This is a genomic window from Streptococcus sp. ZY171113, assembly GCF_057748235.1.
Genome location: NZ_CM173243.1, coordinates 214,502 through 233,840 on the forward strand (window position 1 = coordinate 214,502; position 19,339 = coordinate 233,840).

At 49.6% G+C, this 19,339-nt stretch carries 22 protein-coding genes; all 22 read left to right on the plus strand.

Annotated elements, in window-relative coordinates; genetic code table 11:
- The first annotated feature begins 25 nt into the window (after nucleotides 1-25).
- On the plus strand, nucleotides 26-1,309 hold the full coding sequence (gene aroA, locus AC3ARB_RS01075; protein WP_488320745.1) for a 3-phosphoshikimate 1-carboxyvinyltransferase: 1,284 nt from the start codon (nucleotides 26-28) through the stop codon (nucleotides 1,307-1,309).
- Entirely contained in the window at nucleotides 1,302-1,793 is a 492-nt protein-coding gene (locus tag AC3ARB_RS01080; RefSeq protein WP_488320746.1) for a shikimate kinase, read from the plus strand. The genes aroA and AC3ARB_RS01080 overlap by 8 nt, the downstream gene beginning before the upstream one ends.
- A 231-nt stretch (nucleotides 1,794-2,024) precedes the next feature.
- Complete coding sequence (locus tag AC3ARB_RS01085; RefSeq protein WP_488320747.1) at nucleotides 2,025-2,474, plus strand: LytTR family DNA-binding domain-containing protein; 450 nt, start codon at nucleotides 2,025-2,027, stop codon at nucleotides 2,472-2,474.
- 9 nt (nucleotides 2,475-2,483) lie between these two features.
- Nucleotides 2,484-2,897, plus strand: coding sequence for a DUF3021 domain-containing protein (locus AC3ARB_RS01090; RefSeq protein WP_488320748.1), 414 nt, complete (start codon nucleotides 2,484-2,486; stop codon nucleotides 2,895-2,897).
- A 90-nt stretch (nucleotides 2,898-2,987) separates the two neighbouring features.
- Nucleotides 2,988-3,125, plus strand: coding sequence for a 50S ribosomal protein L34 (rpmH, locus tag AC3ARB_RS01095; protein WP_488320749.1), 138 nt, complete (start codon nucleotides 2,988-2,990; stop codon nucleotides 3,123-3,125).
- Between the two features lie 262 nt (nucleotides 3,126-3,387).
- Complete coding sequence (locus AC3ARB_RS01100; protein ID WP_488321512.1) at nucleotides 3,388-4,158, plus strand: TatD family hydrolase; 771 nt, start codon at nucleotides 3,388-3,390, stop codon at nucleotides 4,156-4,158.
- Nucleotides 4,151-4,624 (plus strand): hypothetical protein, encoded by a 474-nt coding sequence (locus AC3ARB_RS01105; protein ID WP_488320750.1) that lies wholly within the window; start codon nucleotides 4,151-4,153, stop codon nucleotides 4,622-4,624. Before AC3ARB_RS01100 ends, AC3ARB_RS01105 begins: the two co-directional genes overlap by 8 nt.
- 12 nt (nucleotides 4,625-4,636) lie before the next feature.
- Nucleotides 4,637-5,209 carry a ribonuclease M5 gene (gene rnmV / locus AC3ARB_RS01110; RefSeq protein WP_488320751.1) on the plus strand — a complete coding sequence of 191 codons (573 nt, stop codon included), beginning with the start codon at nucleotides 4,637-4,639 and terminating at the stop codon, nucleotides 5,207-5,209.
- Between the two features lie 86 nt (nucleotides 5,210-5,295).
- Nucleotides 5,296-5,553, plus strand: coding sequence for a type II toxin-antitoxin system Phd/YefM family antitoxin (locus tag AC3ARB_RS01115; RefSeq protein WP_488320752.1), 258 nt, complete (start codon nucleotides 5,296-5,298; stop codon nucleotides 5,551-5,553).
- A 3-nt stretch (nucleotides 5,554-5,556) separates the two neighbouring features.
- Nucleotides 5,557-5,814, plus strand: a complete 258-nt coding sequence (locus tag AC3ARB_RS01120) for a Txe/YoeB family addiction module toxin (RefSeq protein ID WP_488320753.1) — start codon at nucleotides 5,557-5,559, stop codon at nucleotides 5,812-5,814.
- Nucleotides 5,815-5,870: 56 nt separating this feature from the next.
- The gene (locus AC3ARB_RS01125; protein ID WP_488320754.1) at nucleotides 5,871-6,722 is read left to right on the plus strand and encodes a DNA adenine methylase; all 852 of its coding nucleotides are present in this window, start codon (nucleotides 5,871-5,873) and stop codon (nucleotides 6,720-6,722) included.
- A 10-nt stretch (nucleotides 6,723-6,732) separates the two neighbouring features.
- The gene (locus AC3ARB_RS01130) at nucleotides 6,733-8,433 is read left to right on the plus strand and encodes an AlwI family type II restriction endonuclease (protein ID WP_488320755.1); all 1,701 of its coding nucleotides are present in this window, start codon (nucleotides 6,733-6,735) and stop codon (nucleotides 8,431-8,433) included.
- Between the two features lie 17 nt (nucleotides 8,434-8,450).
- Complete coding sequence (gene rsmA / locus AC3ARB_RS01135) at nucleotides 8,451-9,323, plus strand: 16S rRNA (adenine(1518)-N(6)/adenine(1519)-N(6))-dimethyltransferase RsmA (protein ID WP_488320756.1); 873 nt, start codon at nucleotides 8,451-8,453, stop codon at nucleotides 9,321-9,323.
- Between the two features lie 159 nt (nucleotides 9,324-9,482).
- Entirely contained in the window at nucleotides 9,483-11,222 is a 1,740-nt protein-coding gene (locus tag AC3ARB_RS01140; RefSeq protein ID WP_488320757.1) for a hypothetical protein, read from the plus strand.
- A complete protein-coding gene (locus tag AC3ARB_RS01145; RefSeq protein ID WP_488320758.1) occupies nucleotides 11,222-13,675 on the plus strand; it encodes an LTA synthase family protein in 2,454 nt (817 codons plus the stop codon). The genes AC3ARB_RS01140 and AC3ARB_RS01145 overlap by 1 nt, the downstream gene beginning before the upstream one ends.
- A 102-nt stretch (nucleotides 13,676-13,777) precedes the next feature.
- Nucleotides 13,778-14,548, plus strand: a complete 771-nt coding sequence (sufC, locus tag AC3ARB_RS01150; protein WP_488320759.1) for a Fe-S cluster assembly ATPase SufC — start codon at nucleotides 13,778-13,780, stop codon at nucleotides 14,546-14,548.
- 2 nt (nucleotides 14,549-14,550) lie between these two features.
- Nucleotides 14,551-15,057: a GNAT family N-acetyltransferase gene (locus AC3ARB_RS01155; RefSeq protein WP_488320760.1), complete on the plus strand. Its 507-nt coding sequence runs from the start codon at nucleotides 14,551-14,553 to the stop codon at nucleotides 15,055-15,057.
- 15 nt (nucleotides 15,058-15,072) lie between these two features.
- Nucleotides 15,073-16,335, plus strand: coding sequence for a Fe-S cluster assembly protein SufD (sufD, locus tag AC3ARB_RS01160; protein WP_488320761.1), 1,263 nt, complete (start codon nucleotides 15,073-15,075; stop codon nucleotides 16,333-16,335).
- Between the two features lie 42 nt (nucleotides 16,336-16,377).
- The gene (locus tag AC3ARB_RS01165; protein ID WP_488320762.1) at nucleotides 16,378-17,604 is read left to right on the plus strand and encodes an aminotransferase class V-fold PLP-dependent enzyme; all 1,227 of its coding nucleotides are present in this window, start codon (nucleotides 16,378-16,380) and stop codon (nucleotides 17,602-17,604) included.
- Nucleotides 17,591-18,022 (plus strand): Fe-S cluster assembly sulfur transfer protein SufU, encoded by a 432-nt coding sequence (gene sufU / locus AC3ARB_RS01170; RefSeq protein WP_488320763.1) that lies wholly within the window; start codon nucleotides 17,591-17,593, stop codon nucleotides 18,020-18,022. Before AC3ARB_RS01165 ends, sufU begins: the two co-directional genes overlap by 14 nt.
- Nucleotides 18,019-18,429 (plus strand): MmcQ/YjbR family DNA-binding protein, encoded by a 411-nt coding sequence (locus AC3ARB_RS01175; RefSeq protein WP_488320764.1) that lies wholly within the window; start codon nucleotides 18,019-18,021, stop codon nucleotides 18,427-18,429. Before sufU ends, AC3ARB_RS01175 begins: the two co-directional genes overlap by 4 nt.
- Nucleotides 18,430-18,509: 80 nt before the next feature.
- Nucleotides 18,510-18,980 (plus strand): hypothetical protein, encoded by a 471-nt coding sequence (locus tag AC3ARB_RS01180; protein WP_488320765.1) that lies wholly within the window; start codon nucleotides 18,510-18,512, stop codon nucleotides 18,978-18,980.
- Nucleotides 18,981-19,339 lie beyond the last annotated feature (359 nt).

Genomic DNA, 19,339 nt, shown 5'->3' on the forward strand with positions numbered 1-19,339 from the left:
CACCTCGATTGAGCAAGGAGACGATATGAAACTGAGAACCAAGGTTGAGCGTCTGGCAGGAACCATTCGGGTGCCAGGTGACAAGTCTATTAGCCACCGCTCCATCATGTTCGGTAGTGTGGCCAAGGGGCAGACCACCATTCACGGGTTGCTGCGTGGTGAGGATGTTCTCTCCACCATGCAGGTCTTTCGTGATTTGGGGGTGACTATTGAGGACGATGGGCAGGTAGTGACCGTTCAAGGGGTTGGTTTTGACGGGCTTCAAGCACCGAAAAAGGCCCTCGATATGGGGAACTCTGGCACGTCAATCCGCCTGATTTCAGGTGTCTTGGCTGGTCAGGATTTTGAGGTGGAGATGTTCGGTGACGATAGCCTGTCCAAGCGTCCCATGGATCGGGTGACCGAGCCCCTGTCTCAAATGGGAGCGACCATTTCTGGTCAGACTGACCGAGACCTGCCCCCCTTGCACCTCAAGGGCAGCAAGTCCCTCAAGCCTATCCATTACCAACTGCCAGTCGCCTCTGCCCAGGTCAAGTCAGCCCTGATTTTTGCGGCCCTGCAAGCTGAGGGTCAATCCGTCATCATCGAAAAAGAGCCGACCCGCAACCACACTGAGGAGATGCTTATCCAGTTTGGTGGTCAAGTTGCCATTGACGGTAAGGAAATCCGCCTTTCAGGCGGTCAGGAATTGACCGGTCAGACTGTCGTGGTGCCAGGTGATATTTCCAGCGCAGCCTTCTGGCTGGTAGCTGGGCTGATTGTTCCTAACAGTCGGGTGGTTCTGGAACATGTCGGTATCAATGAAACTCGGACGGGAATCCTCGATGTCATCCAGGCTATGGGCGGAAAAATCACAATCAGTCAGGTGGACGAGATGGCCAAGTCGGCGACCCTGACGGTGGAGACGTCAGACCTCCACGGGACGGAAATCGCTGGCGACATCATTCCTCGCCTAATTGACGAGTTGCCCATTATTGCCCTCTTGGCGACTCAGGCCGAGGGTCAGACCCTTATCCGCGATGCCCAGGAGCTCAAGGTTAAGGAGACTGACCGGATTCAGGTGGTGGCTGATGCCCTAAACGCTATGGGTGCAGCCATCACACCGACCGAGGACGGCATGGTGATTGAGGGCAAGACCACCCTGCATGGGGCGACCATTAACACCTTTGGTGACCACCGCATCGGCATGATGGCCGTCATTGCTGCGCTGCTGGTCCAGGACGGTGAGGTGGAGCTGGAGCGGGCTGAAGCTATCAAGACCAGCTACCCCAACTTCTTCGACCAAATGGAGGAACTCATCCATGGCTAGGGTTTTGATTGGTTTTATGGGGGCTGGCAAGACGACTGTCGGTCAGCTCCTGACAGACCAGCTTTACGATATGGATGCGATTTTGGAAGACCGTATCGGTATGCCAATCAAGGATTTCTTTGAGCAAAAAGGCGAGCCAGCCTTTCGTCAGCTGGAAACGGATTTGCTCAAGGAACTCTTGGCTTTGGGAGAGGTCTGGATTTCCCCTGGTGGTGGGGTGGTTCTGAATCCAGCCAACCGTATCCTGCTCCAAGGGCATGACCTGATTTTCTTGGAGGCTGATTTTGAAACGGTTTATGACCGTATCCGTCAGGATAAGGACAACAAACGCCCCCTCTTTCTCAAGAATAGCAAGGAAGACTTCAAGGCGATTTTCGACAGTCGGCAAGCCCTCTATCGAGAATTGGCCACGATGACCGTTCCTGTGGCTGACAAGAGCCCAGAGGAGATTGCTGAGCTGATTAGAACAGGTCTCAATGCTTGAGCTCAAAGGAGAATGGATTGACGGTCGCTTTTCTAGGGAGAAGTTCGGCTCCGTAACCGGTTCACTGTGATTATCGCTTTTTAGGTTGGGGTTGGCCCAGCCTTTTTGCGTGGGGAAATCACCGCTCACCAACCAAAATCAACCACTTACCGCAAATCTGCTCCCAAAGCTCTGCTATTTTGCTAAAATAAAAGCAGATGAGACGTCCATCAAACCAAGAAAGGAGTGCTTATGAAGTGCCAGTTTGAAGAAGACCACCAGCAGGAGGAGTTGCTGATTAGCCTGAAAAAGGCTAGTCGTGATGCCCAAGTGGAGGCGGTGCTGGCCTACCTGAGCCAGTTCGGTCAGGTTAGCCCGGACATCGTGCCTGTCAAGACCGCTGACCGCATCCAGATGCTGCGGGTGGCGGAGCTGATTGCCGTGGAGGTGGAAGGGAGCGACCTGCGGCTCCACACCCAGAAAGGGAGCTTGGTGACCACCGACCGCCTCTACAAGTTCCAGGCCAGGCTCAATAACCCTGACCTGGTCCAGGTCTCCAAGCAGATCCTGCTCAATATCGCCCACCTCAATTACTTGGAAGCCAGTTTTTCTGGCAATATGACCGCTTTTCTTAGCCAGGGGGTCAAGGTGACTGTTAGTCGCCGCTACCTCAAGGCCCTGGAGCAAAAACTAGGATTATAGGAGTTTATCATGAAAAAATTATTTGACCGCTTTGCCTATGGCGTGACCATTGGCAGCTTCATTTACCTGGCTCAGTTGTTTATTTGGAACATCGCCGAGCAGACCAGCCAGCAGCTTCTGGTTACCGTCTTTTTCTCAGGCCTCATGGGCCTGTCAGCCCTGATTTATGAGCTGGAAAAGGGTTCTGACTTGGCCAAGACGACCCTGCATTTTGTAGTGATTTTAGCTCTGGTGGCTGGCATGACCAGCCTCAACGGCTGGGTGGACTGGACAGCTGACCTTGGTTTCTTGTTTGGTTTTTTGACCCAGTTCAGCCTGATTTACCTGGCCATCTGGACCCTGATTTACCTGCTCAACCGCCAGCAAATCAAGCGTATCAACGAAAATTTACGAAAAAAAGCAGATAAGCTTGACAAGGCGTGAGTTTTGAGATAAAATAGCAAGGTATGTTTAGTAACTGATATCACAATAGCCGGCTAAACGAATACGAAAATCTATGAGGAGGTATTCATCGTGAAACGTACTTATCAACCAAGTAAAATCCGTCGTGCCCGCAAGCACGGTTTCCGCAACCGCATGTCTACTAAAAATGGACGTCGTGTGCTTGCAGCGCGTCGTCGCAAAGGACGCAAGTCTTTGACACAAGCTTAATGCTCAGAACCCCGCCAGAAACTCGAGTCTGGTGGGGTTTTGATTTTTGTGAAATTTTGCAGGGAATTTTCTGAAAACCAGACAACAAGACCCACCTCACACCTCCCAGCCTATCAGCTCTGCCAGAGTGCCACAGGTTACTTGAGGGCTAGGCAGTTGGTTGCCAGCTGTACTGAGGGGACGATTAAGCCAACTAGGACCACCATAACAGATAAACTGGGGCACGATTTTTCCAAAAATATGGTACAATAAAGCCATGACTATCGAGATTTTTGACACCCACACCCACCTCAACGTGACTGCTTTTGAGGGGCGTGTGGCAGAGGAACTAGAACTGGCTAAAGAAATGGGTGTGACCCGCCACAACGTGGTGGGCTTTGACCGTCCGACCATTGAGACCGCCATCGAGCTGGCCGACCGCCACCCTGAAATCTACCTGACCCTGGGTTGGCACCCGACTGAGGCTGGCGACTACACTGATGAGACTGAGAGCTACCTGCGGGACAAGCTCCGCCACCCCAAGGTCGTCGCCCTGGGCGAGATTGGCCTGGACTACTACTGGATGACCGCCCCCAAGGCCGTCCAGCGGGCCGTTTTTGACCGCCAGATGGCCCTGGCCAAGGAGCTGGACCTGCCCTTTGCCGTCCACACCCGCGACGCCCTGGAGGACACCCTGACCGCTATCCGTGAGGCCAACATCGGCCCCCGCGGCGGCATTATGCACTCTTTTTCAGGCTCTTGGGAAATGGCAGAGCAGTTCATGGAGCTAGGGATGATGATTTCGCTCTCAGGTGTGGTCACCTTTAAGAAGTCAGTCGAACTTCAAGAAGTGGCTAAACGCATCCCCCTAGACAAGCTTCTGGTGGAAACTGATGCCCCCTACCTAGCCCCAGTCCCTAAACGAGGACGAGAAAACAAGACCGCCTACACCAGACACGTTGTGGACTTCATCGCTGAGCTACGAGGCATGACCACGGAAGAAGTTGCCAGAATCACGACAGAGAATGCTATGAGGTTTTTTAGACTTGACTGACCGTTTAATTATTGATGATTATTTAGACAGTTTTCCGGAAACTCTACTCATGAAAATTGATTTGGAGGAGACCAGACGGTTCAACCAGTTGTTGATGAAACATGGGGTTCAGGAGTTAGTGTTTAAACCCTTAACTTATTGCCTGACTGCTTATGTTGTTAAGGAGTGGAAGACGATTGTTGAGATTTTGGACAGGCTTAGTCTTGATTCTAGTAAGGATTATGATTGGTTTGAGACTAGCTTTAGCAGTTTGTTTGAGGGACAAATACTGCTAGATGACACTCTTTATTGTCAGGCTTATTTCTACGTTTTCGACATGATTGCTAATGGTCACCCTAAAGTTTATGGCCTTAAAAAATCTGAACAAGAGTATATCTATTTAGAGAACACTGCTGTCACAGGTGGAGTCCGAGTTCTAGAATATCAAGATAAACTAGTGCTACTTACCCTTTCGGGATATGACTAAGTTAGGAGTTTTATGACTGATAAAATCACCATCCAAGAAGTCGTCGTCGTGGAAGGCAAGGACGACACCGCCAACCTCAAACGCTTTTACGAGGTGGACACTTACGAAACCAGGGGGTCAGCCATCACGGACGAGGATTTGGAGAGAATTGAGAAACTCCATAATCTGCGTGGGGTTATTGTTTTTACTGACCCAGACTATAACGGTGAGCGGATTCGTCGCATCATCACGACAGCCATTCCCACCGTCAAGCAAGCCTTTCTCAACCGAGACGAGGCCGCCCCAAAGTCCAAGACCAAGGGACGATCGCTGGGTGTCGAGCACGCCAGTTTTGAAGACCTGGAAAAAGCCCTCAAGGGTGTCCGAGGCAATTTTGAGGACGAAGATAACTTTGACATCACCCAAGCTGACTTGATCCGATTGGGGCTCTTGCTCAAATCAGACAGCCGCCAACGCCGAGAATACCTGGGCCAAGAACTCCGTATCGGTTATTCCAACGGCAAACAACTGCTCAAACGATTGAGATTGTTTGGGGTGACCTTGGAAGAGGTGGAGGAGTGTATGGGAGGCTATACAAGAAAGTAGGATTATTTTCTCAACATAGACTTGTACAAGAATTTTGACAAGTCTTTTTTTTTCTGTTACAATGGTGAAAAATAGGAGGATATCTTATGGAAGCAGTCGCTTATTCCCATTTTCGTAATCACCTCAAAGACTATATGAAAAAGGTAAATGATGAGTTCGAGCCTCTGATTGTGGTCAATAAAAATCCTGACGAGGACATTGTGGTCCTGTCTAAAAGCGAGTGGAGTAGCATCCAAGAAACCCTTACGGTCGCTCAAAATGCTTACCTGTCAGAAAAGGTTTTGCGTGGCATGGCAGCCGTTCGAACTGGTAAAACACAAGAACGTCAGCTAGTAGAGGATTAGGTCATGAAACTTTGTTTCACGGATGAGGCTTGGGAGGACTATCTCTATTGGCAGGGGCAAGATAAGAAGACCCTCAAGCGGATTAACAAGATTATCAAGGATATTCGACGCCACCCTTTTGAAGGCATTGCCAAACCAGAACCGCTCAAGTACGACTACCAAGGTAGCTGGTCACGGCGAATTGATGCTGAAAACCGCTTGATTTATATGGTTGAAGATGATTGCTTGTATGTTTTGTCGGTCAAGGATCATTATCGGTAGGGATGTTGCAATAAATGTTGTGATCTGATTTTGGTAGAGGTGGAGGAGTATAGAAGGTGAAACCGATTTTAAAATATAGGGGTGGAAAATCAAAAGAATTGCCAGCTTATATTGATTTGATACCTGAATTTAAAACTTATTTTGAGCCTTTTTTTGGTGGTGGTGCAACTTTTTTTCATCTAGAACCAAATCAAGCAGTTGTTGGAGATATTAACCAGCAGTTAATGACATTTTATAAGGAAATTTCATCTCATAAATTTGTCAAAATTAAAAAAGAGTTGTTGGGTTTGCAAAATGAATACGAGGAAAATCGTAGGTTGTTTTTGTACCAAAAATCTTTAGAGCCTCATAATCGGGTATTAGACCCAAATGATGAGCTTTATTACAAAATTCGTGATATGTTCAATGGGAAACGAATTTCAGAGTACGAGAAAGCAACACTGTATTTTTTTATCAATAAGACAGCCTACTCGGGCATGATACGCTATAATTCATTAGGAGAGTTTAATGTCCCATATGGTAGGTATGCAAATTTTAATACTAATTTGTTGACAGTAGGACATCATACTCTTTTATCTGGTTCAGAACTTTATACGGGTTCTTACGAAAAGTCTTTTTGTCGAGCTACAGAAAAAGATTTTATTTTCTTAGATCCTCCCTATGATACCGTTTTTTCAGATTATGGGAATGAAATGTTTACAGGAGATTTTGGTGAACATGAACATCGAAAATTAGCTGAGGATTTTAAGAATTTATCTTCTCGAGCATTGATGATTATTGGCGAAACTCCTTTAATTACAGAGTTGTATTCGGAGTTTATATTTGGCAAGTATCCGAAGAACTATTCGGTAAACATAAGAAACCGATTTAAGTCGGAAGCAAATCACCTTATTATAAAAAATTACTAAGGAGAAATTTATGGCTCGTTTTGGAGAACGCTTTTTGTTGGGATTTACTAGTCCGAGGAACCCAAATTTAATTACCAAATATATTGAAGTGATTGAAAAAAATAATCTCGATGGGGAGGCTTATGATGTTCGTTTTCAGGAGGTGTTTTATAATGTGTTGTCCGAAGCTAAAGTTGCGGGAGAAGAAGCTGGTCAAGCAAAAGATAAAGCATTGGCAGGAAGAGATAAATTGACACGTATGCCTCAAGCATTGGGATTCTTTATTACTCAAAACGGGAAACCTTTTAAGATTACCACAGCTGGGAATTTATTGAAAGATGAAAATTTATTTGAAGATGTGCTTTTACATCAACTATTAAAATTTCAATTACCGTCAAAATTACATCAGGAAAGTAAGACAAATAAGGGATATTTCAATATAAAGCCGTTTTTAGAATTGATTCGTTTGGTAGATAGGCTTGAATATTTAACTTATACGGAGTTGTACATATTCGGTATGACACTGACTGATTATCGAAAATTTGATGCTACTGTAAATGCTATCAAACAATACCGAATCAGTAGGAAGACAGAACAGAATAAGAAGCAATTTGATTATGATGTTCATGTCAAGGTTTTTTCTGATTTATATCGAGATATTATTGATTCGGGAAATATTAGCACGAGAGAAACACCGACGACAACCCCTGAAGAATTCATGAAGAAAAAACTTAGAAATTGGGGAGATTATACAGATTCTATTTTTAGACTATTAAGATCCTCTGGGTTGTTTGTTTTAACTAGGGGGAACTCTCTATCTATAAGTTCCAATCGCCAAAAAGAAGTTGATTATCTTTTAAAACATGTAGAGCGTGATATTCTTCCATTAGATATTTCTCGGGAGGAATATGATGCTTATCTTACGAATCCATATATTCCTACATTGTTAACAGATGACAAAGAACAACTCATAGGCTCTTTAGTTGATTCGGGAAGCTATGGCGAGAATACCGAAGAATTGTATCTCTTAAAGCAAAGATTGGGCAAACAACGTCAATTAAATAGAGAGGCTAAGGTTAGAAAGCAGATTTCATCATTAAAATCAGGCGATAAATCTCAAATCAACGATATACTTAGTGTGTTTAAAGCAATAAAAAATAAAGAAATCCAACCAGCAAGTATGAGACCGACGTTTTTTGAATGGAATATTTGGAGAGCGATGACGATGATTAACCACGGTGATATAAAAGGGAATTTTAGAGTTGATGACTCTGGTGTACCGATTTCAACAGCTGGAGGTGGCCAAAGTGATATTATCGGAGATTATGGTGATTTTAATATTGGTGTTGAAGTAACATTGTCGACAGGTAAGAAGCAATATGAAATGGAAGGTGAACCTGTCTCTAGACATATTGGTGAAATGCAGTTAAAGAAACCAACTTTTGGAATTTTTATTGCTGAAGAAGTAGTTGATACTGTGGTGCACCATTTTTATACTTTATCACATCAAAATTCAAAAATTTATAATGGTGTAGTAGATATTATTCCTATGAATATTGATACATTTATTGAATTCTTTGAAAAAGCAACTGGTAAAAATATTTCTCCACAGGACTTATATTCTATACATCAGCATTCGATAACTGTATCTAAGAAAATGCTCATTGAAGGTAAAACAGAAGATGATTGGCATCGATCTGTGCTTGATAAAGTATTTGACATTGTTAGCTAAATTTAGAAAGAACACACATGAAAATCGCAGATAGAAACGCTACGCGTGCCATTTTGGAACGGCACGGGTTTACCTTTAAGAAGTCTTTCGGTCAGAACTTTTTGACCGACACCAACATTTTGAGCAAGATTGTGGCCACGGCTGAGATTGACAAGAACGTCAACATCATCGAGATTGGGCCTGGTATCGGGGCTCTGACCGAGTTTTTGGCTGAGAGTGCCGCTGAGGTTATGGCCTTTGAGATTGACGACCGCCTGATTCCCATCTTGGCGGACACCCTCAGCCAGTTTGACAACGTTCAGGTGGTCAACCAGGATATCCTGACCGTGGACCTGGCCAGCTACATCGGCAAGTTCAAGAACCCTGACCTGCCCATCAAGGTGGTGGCCAACCTCCCCTACTACATCACCACGCCTATTCTCATGCACCTCTTGGAGAGCAAGATTCCCTTCGCTGAGTTCGTGGTCATGATGCAAAAAGAGGTGGCCGACCGCATCTCTGCTGAGGCCAACACCAAGGCCTACGGCAGCCTCTCCATCGCCGTCCAGTACCACATGACCGCCAAGGTGGCCTTCATCGTGCCCCGCACCGTCTTTGTGCCGGCCCCCAACGTGGACTCGGCCATCCTCAAGATGGTTCGCCGCGAGGAGCCCTTGGTTAGCGTTAAGGACGAGGATTATTTCTTCCGTATCGCCAAGGCCAGCTTTGTTCACCGCAGAAAGACCTTGTGGAACAACCTGACCAACCATTTTGGCAAGTCCGACCAGGTCAAGGACCAACTGACGCAGGCCTTGGCCATGGCAGAGCTGGAAGCCTCTGTCCGAGGTGAAGCCCTGACCCTGGCTGACTTTGCCAGACTGGCTGACGCCCTGCAAGCGGCAGGCCTGTAACCAATCCGCCTATCAAGGTTAGTTTGCCCAACGTCTTCGTTGACAGGTCTGGCTAAGCTTGCTATACTTGATGATGGATTTTTCCAAAACAAACGGTTCGGATGAGGTCTGTGCGGCGTTGGTCGGCAACTCATCCGAGTTTTTTATGAAGGGATTCTCATGTTAAAAACGCCTATACAAAAACACCCTAATCTTCTTGCCCTTGGGTTGTTTGTGGTCTTTTCCTTGCTCCTGCTTCTCCCCCACTTGCTGACTAGGGGGATGGTGACAGGGGCTGATTTGATTTTCCATTATAATCGCTTTTACGATGCAGCCATGCAACTGAAGGAGGGAAATTTTTCTCCGTTTATCAGCCTTTATGGTTACCAGCAGTCAGGGCGGATAGTGAATGCCCTCTACGGCCCCTTGTTTGCTTACCTGCAAGGCGGTCTGGTCTTGTTGAGTGGCACCTGGTTTCGTTACCAAATCTTGTCCAACCTCCTCTTGGGGGTGGTGAGTTCTAGTTCCCTCTATGCCCTCATGCGGGTCCTCAAGGTCAGGTATCGATTTGCCATCCTCTTTTCCCTCTTTTTCGTGACCACTTATTCCATCCAATACTGGTGGGCTACCCAGGGCTTCACCAGCTGGGGAGTGGCCCTCTTTCCGCTCTGCTTGATTCCTGCGGTGCGATTTTTACAAACCAAGACAGTGCCCGTGGTTTGGATGGCAGGGGCTGTTGGGCTCATGTTACAGGTTCACATGTTGTCCACCCTTTTTTTGGTCTTGGCCTACGGCCTCCTCTTTTTCCTGGGTTGGGTGACTGCCCGTGACAAGTGGCGAATCGTGGGGCAGGTGCTGGTGTCAATCGGCATTTTCCTGGTTTTGACGGCCAATATCTGGCTGCCGCTGGTTCATATCAATCTGGAAAACACTCTCGTGCCTCCTTTTATCAATAAAAAATTTGTCTCCAATACAGTAACTTGGTCTAAGACCCTCTTTCTTTATTACCCTTATTCCTTGCCAGCTGTCTTTCTCGCCTACCTCTGGTTGACGCTGAGGCAATGGAAACGTCATACCTTGGCGATTGCAGGGGTGTCTCTAACCTATGTTCTTTTCTTTGTTCTGTCTACTAACCTGTTTCCCTGGCAGTTGGTGGCAGGTAAGGGGATAACCCTGGTGGAATTGATTCAGTTTCCATTTCGTTTTTTCCTTTATGCTAATGCTCTGGTTTTGGCTGTTCTGGCTTGGCAGGTCGGCAACCTGTCTCAGAAGGCTCAGAAACTGGTGACGGGCCTAGCTGTTCTGGCCTTATTGGTTGGGGTCTTGTTCAGCTGGCAGGAAAGTGTCAAGGAAATCCAAGGTCACTATTACAGCGACAGCTTTCTGACCAAACGCATCCACACCACCCTTTACGGCACTAGCGATGAGGTGCGTGCTTCCTTTCACACCAAGGACTTGTCGGCCTTCATTCATCTGGCTCAGAAATCCACCCCAGACTATGTGCCCGATTTGTCCCTAAGCACGGCCCCCAAAACCAATGAGGAGTCGGACAACACCTATGACACCTACCGTGATCAGGTGATTTTGCCCAATGCAGGTTTCGACAAGCAGGTGCAGGGCAAGAGCCTGTTGTTGACTTGGGAGGCAGCTACTGCGAGTCCGACGGCCTTGCCCGTCATTATTTACCAAGGTAGCCAAGTGGTCCTAAATGGGCAAGAAGTGAGCAGGGCTGACCTTAACCTGTCTACCATCGGTGTGCCGACGGTTCAGGGGCAAGCAGGGCAGAACCAACTGATCCTATCTTACCCAACCCCATGGTGGGTGGTCCCAATCCTGGCGATTAGCCTTGGTGGCTGGCTGCTTTGGTTAGTCTTGGCAGGGCTGACGGTGTTCCAAAATCGAGCAAGGGGTGAGGTCTGATGAAGAAACCTTCTTTCAAGTGGCTGGGACAGTTTGTCCTAGTGATGGCCATGACAGTGGTTCTGATCATGGCAAGAGCCCTTTTGCTCACTAAGCTAGCTTTTCCCACCTGGTTTTTAAGCTTGAGTGGCCTAGCTTATCTGGTGTTTACAGCCTACCTGTTGCTCATTTTAATCCGTTATGACCGACAGATTTGGACGGTTCAATTTGCCAAGCACCTGGCCTACTTTTTCGGTGGTCTCTACCTGGTCAACCTGGTTTATCGGCTTAACGCCAAGGCCTTTGAACCCTGGAATATTGTTCGGAACAACCTCTTTCAACTGGAGCTGTTGGCTATGGTTTTCTTGCCTGTCCTTGTCTGGCTCCTGTTGCGACGGTGGCCAGCTGGTCGACAAAGGCTCCTATCCCTTGGCGACAAGCTCCTCTACCCTGACAGCTACCTGCTCCTGGCCTCTTTCTTGTCCCTCAGCCCTCTAGCCGTTTCCTATTGGAAAGATAGCCATTATCAGACCTTGGTCGAAAAAGGGACCTATCAGGCCTTCTTCCAACAGACCCCTGTTTTTGCCAGCCTGCATGTTTTGGCCTATTATGTGTTTCTGGTTTATTTGGTCAAGGCTTATCAGGCCTTTCGAGCCAATCGGACTGGCGGTCGGAGCATGGCCTTTATCAGCTTGGTGCTGGCGATTCTGTCCCATATCGGCTACCAGGCTTCAATGGCTGGTGGCACAGGTGCTTACTTTAGCCGTCATCTCTTTCCAGGTGCCATTGTCTTTCAGGTCTTTTGCCTCTTTTTACTCAATGTGTTCATCAGTCTGGTCCTCAATCGGCAGGTCCTGTCGGTTGCCCTCATCGCCAGTCTCAATATCAGCCTCATTACCATCAATTTCCTGAAATTCCGTTACCGTTCAGAACCCTTGACGCCCAACGATTTCAAATGGATTGGTAATGCTGGGATGTTGTTGAGCTTTATCAGCCTGAGGGCTGTCTTGGTATCGGTTTTGGCCATAGTGGTGCTGGCTTTGGTCTATGTTCACCTCCGCAATCGCTTTTTCCAAGGGCCAATTATCAGCTCTCTTTGGAAACGTTTGGTGGGGATAGGGACCATCTTGGCTGTGATTTTTGGCATGGGCTTTGCCATTCGTCAGGAAAAGAACCACCAAATCTGGTCAGGAATACCTATCCTGTCCCAGGTCAATAACTGGCGGAATGTTGACTGGAAGGGCTATGCCTTTGTGGCCCGCTACCGAACCCTGTCTTTTCTTTGGTTGCAACAGTTGAGTAAAAGCAGCATGGAAGAGCCAGAAGATTACTCGGAGAAAAGTCTGCGTCGGATTGCTCGCAAATACAGCCGTCTAGCAGAGACCATTAACCAAAATCGGCCCAATCACTTGACCGACCAGACCGTGATTTACGTTCTGAGCGAGAGCTTGGCTGACCCATCAAGGCTGCCAGGCCTCAATCTGAGCCACAATGTCCTGCCTAATATCCAGACCATCATGGGTCAGACAACCAGTGGCTTGATGAAAAGTGATCACTACGGCGGTGGCACAGCCAATATTGAGTTTCAGGTTTACAGTGGCCTCCCCTTTTATAATTACAGCTCGTCCATTTCATCGGTTTACCTAGACGTGGTGCCCAAGATGAAAAAACTGCCAAGTATCAGTGACCTTTACCCTGCTGACAATCGGGTTGGGATTCACCCTTATTTTGACACCAGTTACAACCGTAATATGGTCTATAAACAGTTAGGTATCGCTCATTTTTATAGCCTCAATAGCCTGACCCATCCGATTGCGGTCACAGCTGATGATTACCTGGGCAATTTTGTCAGTGATCAAAAGACCTACGACCTGATTTTGGACCAGGTTAAGGCTGGTCAATCACGCTTTATCTCGGCCATTACCATGCAAAACCATGTTCAGTGGCGGGCACAAGGACCAGCTGAGATCATCGGTACAGGACCAGGCTTCACCGTGGAGGAAAATGCCAACCTGACCAGCTATGTTCGCCTGCTGTCGCAGACGGATAAGGCGACTCAAACTTTTTTAGACCAGCTCAAGCAATTGGATCAAAAAGTGACCCTGGTTTTCTTTGGTGATCACCTGCCGGGCCTCTATCCAGAGTCAACCTTTGCAGCAGATCCGAGCTTGCAGTACAAGACCGATTATTTCATCTGGAGTAATTTTGAGACGCAGGCTTATCATTATGAGTTGATTGGGCCCAGCGACCTCAACGCCTTGATGTTAGAAACGACTGGTAACAAGGTCAGTCCCTACTATGCCTTGTTGACAGAGGTTCTGCACAAGGATCGGGTTGGCCAAACCAATCGTGTTCAAGACCTTGCGGCCGACCTCAGGCTGGTTCAGTATGATTTGTCACGGGGCAAGGGTTATTTATTGAAAGAGCCAAGTTTTTTTGAAATCCCAGTTTTTATAGACGATAATATTCGTTAAAAATTAAAACACGGCAATAACACAAGTGCCGTGTTTTTTGCTATAATTCTAAGAGAGCAGGTGGGCGATTCACAGGCCCGCCAAGACCAGAAAGGAAACCACATGTCAACCTTAGAAATCAAAAACCTGCACGTGTCCATCGAGGACAAGGAAATCCTGAAAGGGGTCAATTTGACCCTCAAATCAGGTGAAATTGCGGCCATCATGGGCCCTAACGGAACAGGCAAATCCACCCTGTCCGCCGCCATCATGGGTAACCCCAACTTTGAAGTGACCGATGGCGAAGTCCTCTTTGACGGCGTCAACATCTTGGAGCTAGAAGTGGATGAGCGGGCCCGTCTTGGCCTCTTTTTGGCCATGCAGTACCCGTCTGAAATCCCTGGTATCACCAATGCCGAGTTTATCCGTGCAGCCATGAACGCTGGCAAGGAAGACGAGGACAAGATTTCCGTCCGTGACTTCATCACCAAGCTGGACGAGAAGATGGAACTCTTGGGCATGAAAGAAGAAATGGCCGAGCGTTACCTCAACGAGGGCTTCTCAGGAGGGGAGAAAAAACGCAACGAAATCCTCCAACTCCTCATGCTGGAGCCTAAGTTTGCTCTTCTGGATGAGATTGACTCTGGTCTGGACATCGACGCCCTCAAGGTAGTCTCAAAAGGGGTCAACGCCATGCGGGGCGAGGGCTTTGGTGCCATGATCATCACCCACTACCAGCGTCTCCTCAACTACATCACCCCTGACGTGGTTCACGTCATGATGGAGGGTCGCGTGGTCCTCTCTGGTGGCCCTGAGCTGGCTGCTCGCCTGGAGCGTGAGGGCTACGCCAAGATTGCTGAGGAGCTGGGCCTCGAGTACAGCGAGGACGTGTAAGGGTGTTTAGCAACAACCTATCTCAATCCTATCGGGTTCGCCCCTTAACGCTGGACGACAGCCCAGAAATTCTAGCCCTATATCAGACCAATCCCCTTTATTTTGAGCATTACCCGCCGCAACCGACGTTGACCAGTGTTGCCAGCGATTTAACCAAGTTTCCGCCATCAAAAACCGCAAGCGATAAGGTCTTTCTAGGTTTCTTTGATGGGGAGACCCTCTTGGGCGTTCTGGATCTGATAAGGGATTACCCGCAAGATGGAACCGTCTATCTGGGCTTGTTCATGGTTCATGCTGCTTATCAGGGGCAGGGCTTGTCCAGTCAGTTGCTGACGGAGATCTTGTCGGCTTTAGGGGCGGACTACCAAAAGGCTCGTTTGAGTTATGTCGCCACCAATCCCCAGGCGTCGCAGTTTTGGACAAAACAGGGCTTTATCCCTACGGGGGAGCGGCTAGAGACGGGTGACATTGAGATTGTTGTCGCTGAGAAACACCTGAGACAGGAATAAGGAGTAAATATCATCATGACCAAAGATACCATTCAAGCCTATTCCCAAGGCCTAGCTGAGCCCCAGTGGCTGCTGGACCGTCGTTTGGCGGCTTTTGGAAAAATAGCAGAGCTGGACTTGCCTGTCATTGAGCGGGTCAAGTTCCACCGTTGGGACCTGCTGTCGGACAGCCTAGAGCTCAGCCAAGACTTTGCCAATGTTCCTGATTTTATGGCCTTGGGTGACAACCCCAAACTGGTTCAGGTCGGCAGTCAGACTGTCCTTGAACAGCTGCCTATGGAGCTGATTGAGCAGGGTGTGGTTTTCACCGATTTTGCCACTGTTCTGGACGAACAGCCTGAACTCTTGGAGCAGTTTTTGGGTCAGGCCACGCCTGATGACAGCCACAAACTGGCTGCCCATAACATGGCCTATTTTACCAGCGGAGCCGTCCTCTATGTGCCTGATAATGTCGAGGTGGACCAACCGATTGAGGGCATCTTCTTCCAAGACAGGTCATCTGCTCAGCCATTTGTCAAAAAAATCCTCATCATCGCTGGGAAAAACAGCAAGTTCTCCTACCTGGAGCGGTTGGAAAGCCTGGGCGAGGGTGAGGCCAAGGTGTCGGCCAATATCAGCGTGGAGCTTATCGTCCAAGACGGCAGTCAGGTCAAGTATGCGGCCATCGATCGTCTGGGTCAGCAGGTGACGGCCTATGTCAGCCGCAGGGCCCGCCATGCCAGAGACGCTAGCGTTGACTGGGCCATGGGCGTCATGAACGAGGGCAATGTGGTCTGCGACTTTGACAGCGACCTGATTGGCAATGGGAGTTCGGCCAACCTCAAGGTGGTGGCAGCTTCCAGCGGCCGTCAGGTTCAGGGCGTGGACACCAGCGTGACCAACTACGGCAACCACTCCGTCGGCCATATCCTCCAGCACGGGGTGATTTTGGAGCGGGGAACCCTGACCTTTAACGGGATTGGCCACATCATCAAGGGGGCCAAGGGGGCAGATGCCCAGCAGGAGAGTCGGGTGCTCATGCTCAGTGACCAGGCTCGGAGCGATGCCAACCCTATTTTGTTGATTGAAGAAAATGAAGTGACCGCCGGTCACGCGGCCTCAATCGGCCAAGTGGACCCAGAGGACATGTACTACCTCATGAGCCGAGGTCTGGATCAGGCCACGGCCGAACGCCTGGTTATCCTGGGTTTCCTAGGTTCGGTCATCACCGAAATCCCAGTCAAAGCGGTTCGTGAGGACATGATTGCGGTTCTGGACAAGAAGTTACAGGAGCGGTAGGGTGATCGACCCAATGCCTGCCACCTTAGAAAGGAGCTCATTGTGCGAGATTTGAAAGACATCAAAAGAGACTTCCCCATCTTAGACCAGCTGGTCCACGATGAGCCCTTGGTTTATCTGGACTCGGCGGCGACCAGCCAGAAGCCTCTTCAGGTTATTGAATCGGTGCGTGCCTACTACGCTGAGGACAATGCCAATGTCCACCGAGGCGTGCATTGTCTGGGGGAACGCGCCACCCAGGCCTATGAAACAGCCAGGGAGACGGTGCGTGAGTTTATCAAGGCCAAGTCCACCAAGGAAATCATCTTCACCTCTGGCACCACGGCCGGCCTCAATCTGGTGGCTGGTTTTGCTGGTCAAATCCTGCAACCTGGCGACGAGGTTTTAGTTTCTGTGGCCGAACACCACGCCAACCTGATTCCCTGGCAGCAGGTCTGCCAGCGGACGGGAGCTAAACTGCTCCATGTGGAGTTGTCTGATGGCCAGCTGGACATGGCGGACTTGGTCAGCCGGTTGTCTGACCGAACCAAGTTTGTTAGCCTGGCCCAGGTGTCTAATGTCCTGGGCTACATAGCCCCCATCAAAGAAATTGCCCAGCTGGTTCATGCCAAGGGGGGCTATCTGGTGGTGGATGCGGCCCAGTCGGCTGCCCACCTGCCAGTCGATGTTCAGGATCTGGACTGTGATTTTCTGGCCTTTTCTGGCCACAAGGTCCTGGGCCCGACGGGCATCGGGGTCTTGTACGGCAAGGAAGACCTGCTCCGTCAGTTTGAACCCCTTGCCTTTGGGGGTGAGATGATTGAGTTGGTCGATTTGCACCAGGCGACTTGGAAAGACTTGCCTTGGCGGTTTGAGCCGGGCACCCCTAATATCGCTGGGGCTATTGGCCTGGCGGCGGCTCTACGCTACCTGTCTGAGGTCGGCATGCCTGCGGTGCACCGCCATTGCCAAGACCTAACGGCCTACACCCTGGAGCGACTGCAAGCCATGGAGGGCGTGACCATCTATGGGCCAGCGGAACCTGAGGGTCGGGCAGGCCTCATCAGCTTTGGGCTGGCTGGGGTCCACCCCCACGACTTGGCCACGGCCCTGGACTATGAGGGCGTGGCCGTGCGAGCGGGCCACCACTGTGCCCAGCCCCTCCACCGCCACTTGGGGGTCGGCTCGACCCTGCGGGTCAGCTTTCACCTCTACAACGACGTGGCCGACTGCGACCGCTTTTTGGCGGCCCTCGTGACTGCAAAGGAGTATTTTCATGGCCTTGTCTAAACTGGATAGCCTCTACCTGGCGGTGGTGACCGAGCATTCCAGGAGCCCCCACCATCGAGGCCTTCTGCCTGGCACCCAGCCCACGACCAAGCACAACCCCACCTGCGGGGACGTCCTCTCGGTCAGCGTCCAGCTGGCCGAGGACCGCATTACTGCCATCGGCTTTGACGGCGACGGTTGCAGCATTTCGGTGGCCTCTGCCTCCATGATGTCTGACGCGGTTTTGGGCAAGCCCCTCTCCGAGGTGCTTGCAATGGCAGAGCTCTTTTCCGACATGGTTCAGGGCAAGCCCATCCCCAAAGCAAACGATCTTGGCGATGCCGCCTTCCTGGCTGGCGTGGCCAAGTTTCCCCAGCGGATCAAGTGTGCCACCCTGGCCTGGAATGCCTTGAAAGATGCCCTGGAGGTCGATCGATGAGCCTAGACGACAGGATTCTAGCCTGTGTGGCTTTCGGCGACCAGTTGCCTGGGGCCAGGGTTTATTACCGAACCGACTGGGATTGTTACTATTTTGACGTGGCTGGCAAGTTTTTCGGCCTCCTCTTTCCCCAGGCTGACAAGGGCTTTATCAACCTGAAAAATCGCCCCCAGGTCAATCAAGACCTCCGAGACCTCTACCCAGAAGCCATCAAACCAGGCTGGCACCTCAACAAGACCCACTGGAATTCTATTTCTTTAGAAACAGAAGCCATCAGTCAGGCCATGTTGGCAGAGCTGATTGAGCAATCCTACAAGCTGGTTGTTGCCACTCTACCCAAGAAGGTGCAGGCCCAGCTAGTAAGCCTATCAAGCTGGAGCCAGAAAAGTGAAGGGCGTGCAGAGTAGCTAGCCCAAGTCCCCGTGGCATTTGCTTAGGTCAGAGCCTGCCCAGTTCATTTCCCCGTGGCATTTGCTTAGGTCAGAGTATGACCTGTCTATTTCCTCGTGGCATTGGCACTGGTCAGAGCGTGACCTGGCCATTTCCTCGTGGCATTGGGCTTGGTCAGAGCCTGACCTGTCTATTTCCCCGAGGCATTTGCTTAGGTCAGAGCTTGACCAGCTCAATTCCCCGTGGCATTTGCTTTGGTCAGAGCATGACCAGTTCATTTCCCCGTGGCATTGGGCTTGGTCAGAGCTTGACCTGGCTATTTCCCCGAGGCATTAGTCTAGGTCAGAGTTTGACCAGTTCATTTCCCCGAGGCATTTGCTTTGGTCAGAGCTTGACCTGGCTATTTCCCCGTGGCATTGACTTTGGTCAGAGCTTGACCTGGCTATTTCCCCGTGGCATTGGCTTAGGTCAGAGTATGACCAGCTCATTTCCCCGTGTCATTTGCTTTGGTCAGAACGTGACCTGGTCATTTCCCTGTGGCATTAGCTTTGGTCAGAGCTTGACCTGACCATTTCCTCGTGGCATTGGCTTAGGTCAGAGCCTGACCTGTTCAACTCCCCGTGGCATTTGCTTAGGTCAGAGTATGACCTAAGCATTTCCCCGTGGCATTGGCTTAGGTCAGAGCTTGCCCAGCTCATTTCCCCGTGGCATTGCTTGGGTCAGAGCTTGCCCAGTTCATTTCCCCGTGGCATTAGTCTAGGTCAGAGCCTGCCCAGTTCATTTCCCCGAGGCATTAGCTTAGGTCAGAGCCTGACCTGTTCAACTCCCCGTGGCATTTGCTTAGGTCAGAGCCTGCCCAGTTCATTTCCCCGAGGTATTGGCATTGGTCAGAGCTTGACCTGTCTATTTCCTCGTGGCATTAGCTTA

Bases quoted from the DNA above. Each gene is read 5' to 3' on its own strand.
- aroA (WP_488320745.1), top strand. From the start codon at position 26: ATGAAACTGAGAACCAAGGTTGAGCGTCTGGCAGGAACCATTCGGGTG.
- AC3ARB_RS01080 (WP_488320746.1), top strand. From the start codon at position 1,302: ATGGCTAGGGTTTTGATTGGTTTTATGGGGGCTGGCAAGACGACTGTC.
- AC3ARB_RS01085 (WP_488320747.1), top strand. From the start codon at position 2,025: ATGAAGTGCCAGTTTGAAGAAGACCACCAGCAGGAGGAGTTGCTGATT.
- AC3ARB_RS01090 (WP_488320748.1), top strand. From the start codon at position 2,484: ATGAAAAAATTATTTGACCGCTTTGCCTATGGCGTGACCATTGGCAGC.
- rnmV (WP_488320751.1), top strand. From the start codon at position 4,637: ATGACTGATAAAATCACCATCCAAGAAGTCGTCGTCGTGGAAGGCAAG.
- AC3ARB_RS01115 (WP_488320752.1), top strand. From the start codon at position 5,296: ATGGAAGCAGTCGCTTATTCCCATTTTCGTAATCACCTCAAAGACTAT.
- AC3ARB_RS01120 (WP_488320753.1), top strand. From the start codon at position 5,557: ATGAAACTTTGTTTCACGGATGAGGCTTGGGAGGACTATCTCTATTGG.
- AC3ARB_RS01130 (WP_488320755.1), top strand. From the start codon at position 6,733: ATGGCTCGTTTTGGAGAACGCTTTTTGTTGGGATTTACTAGTCCGAGG.
- rsmA (WP_488320756.1), top strand. From the start codon at position 8,451: ATGAAAATCGCAGATAGAAACGCTACGCGTGCCATTTTGGAACGGCAC.
- AC3ARB_RS01140 (WP_488320757.1), top strand. From the start codon at position 9,483: ATGTTAAAAACGCCTATACAAAAACACCCTAATCTTCTTGCCCTTGGG.
- AC3ARB_RS01145 (WP_488320758.1), top strand. From the start codon at position 11,222: ATGAAGAAACCTTCTTTCAAGTGGCTGGGACAGTTTGTCCTAGTGATG.
- sufC (WP_488320759.1), top strand. From the start codon at position 13,778: ATGTCAACCTTAGAAATCAAAAACCTGCACGTGTCCATCGAGGACAAG.
- sufD (WP_488320761.1), top strand. From the start codon at position 15,073: ATGACCAAAGATACCATTCAAGCCTATTCCCAAGGCCTAGCTGAGCCC.
- sufU (WP_488320763.1), top strand. From the start codon at position 17,591: ATGGCCTTGTCTAAACTGGATAGCCTCTACCTGGCGGTGGTGACCGAG.
- AC3ARB_RS01175 (WP_488320764.1), top strand. From the start codon at position 18,019: ATGAGCCTAGACGACAGGATTCTAGCCTGTGTGGCTTTCGGCGACCAG.
- AC3ARB_RS01180 (WP_488320765.1), top strand. From the start codon at position 18,510: ATGACCTGTCTATTTCCTCGTGGCATTGGCACTGGTCAGAGCGTGACC.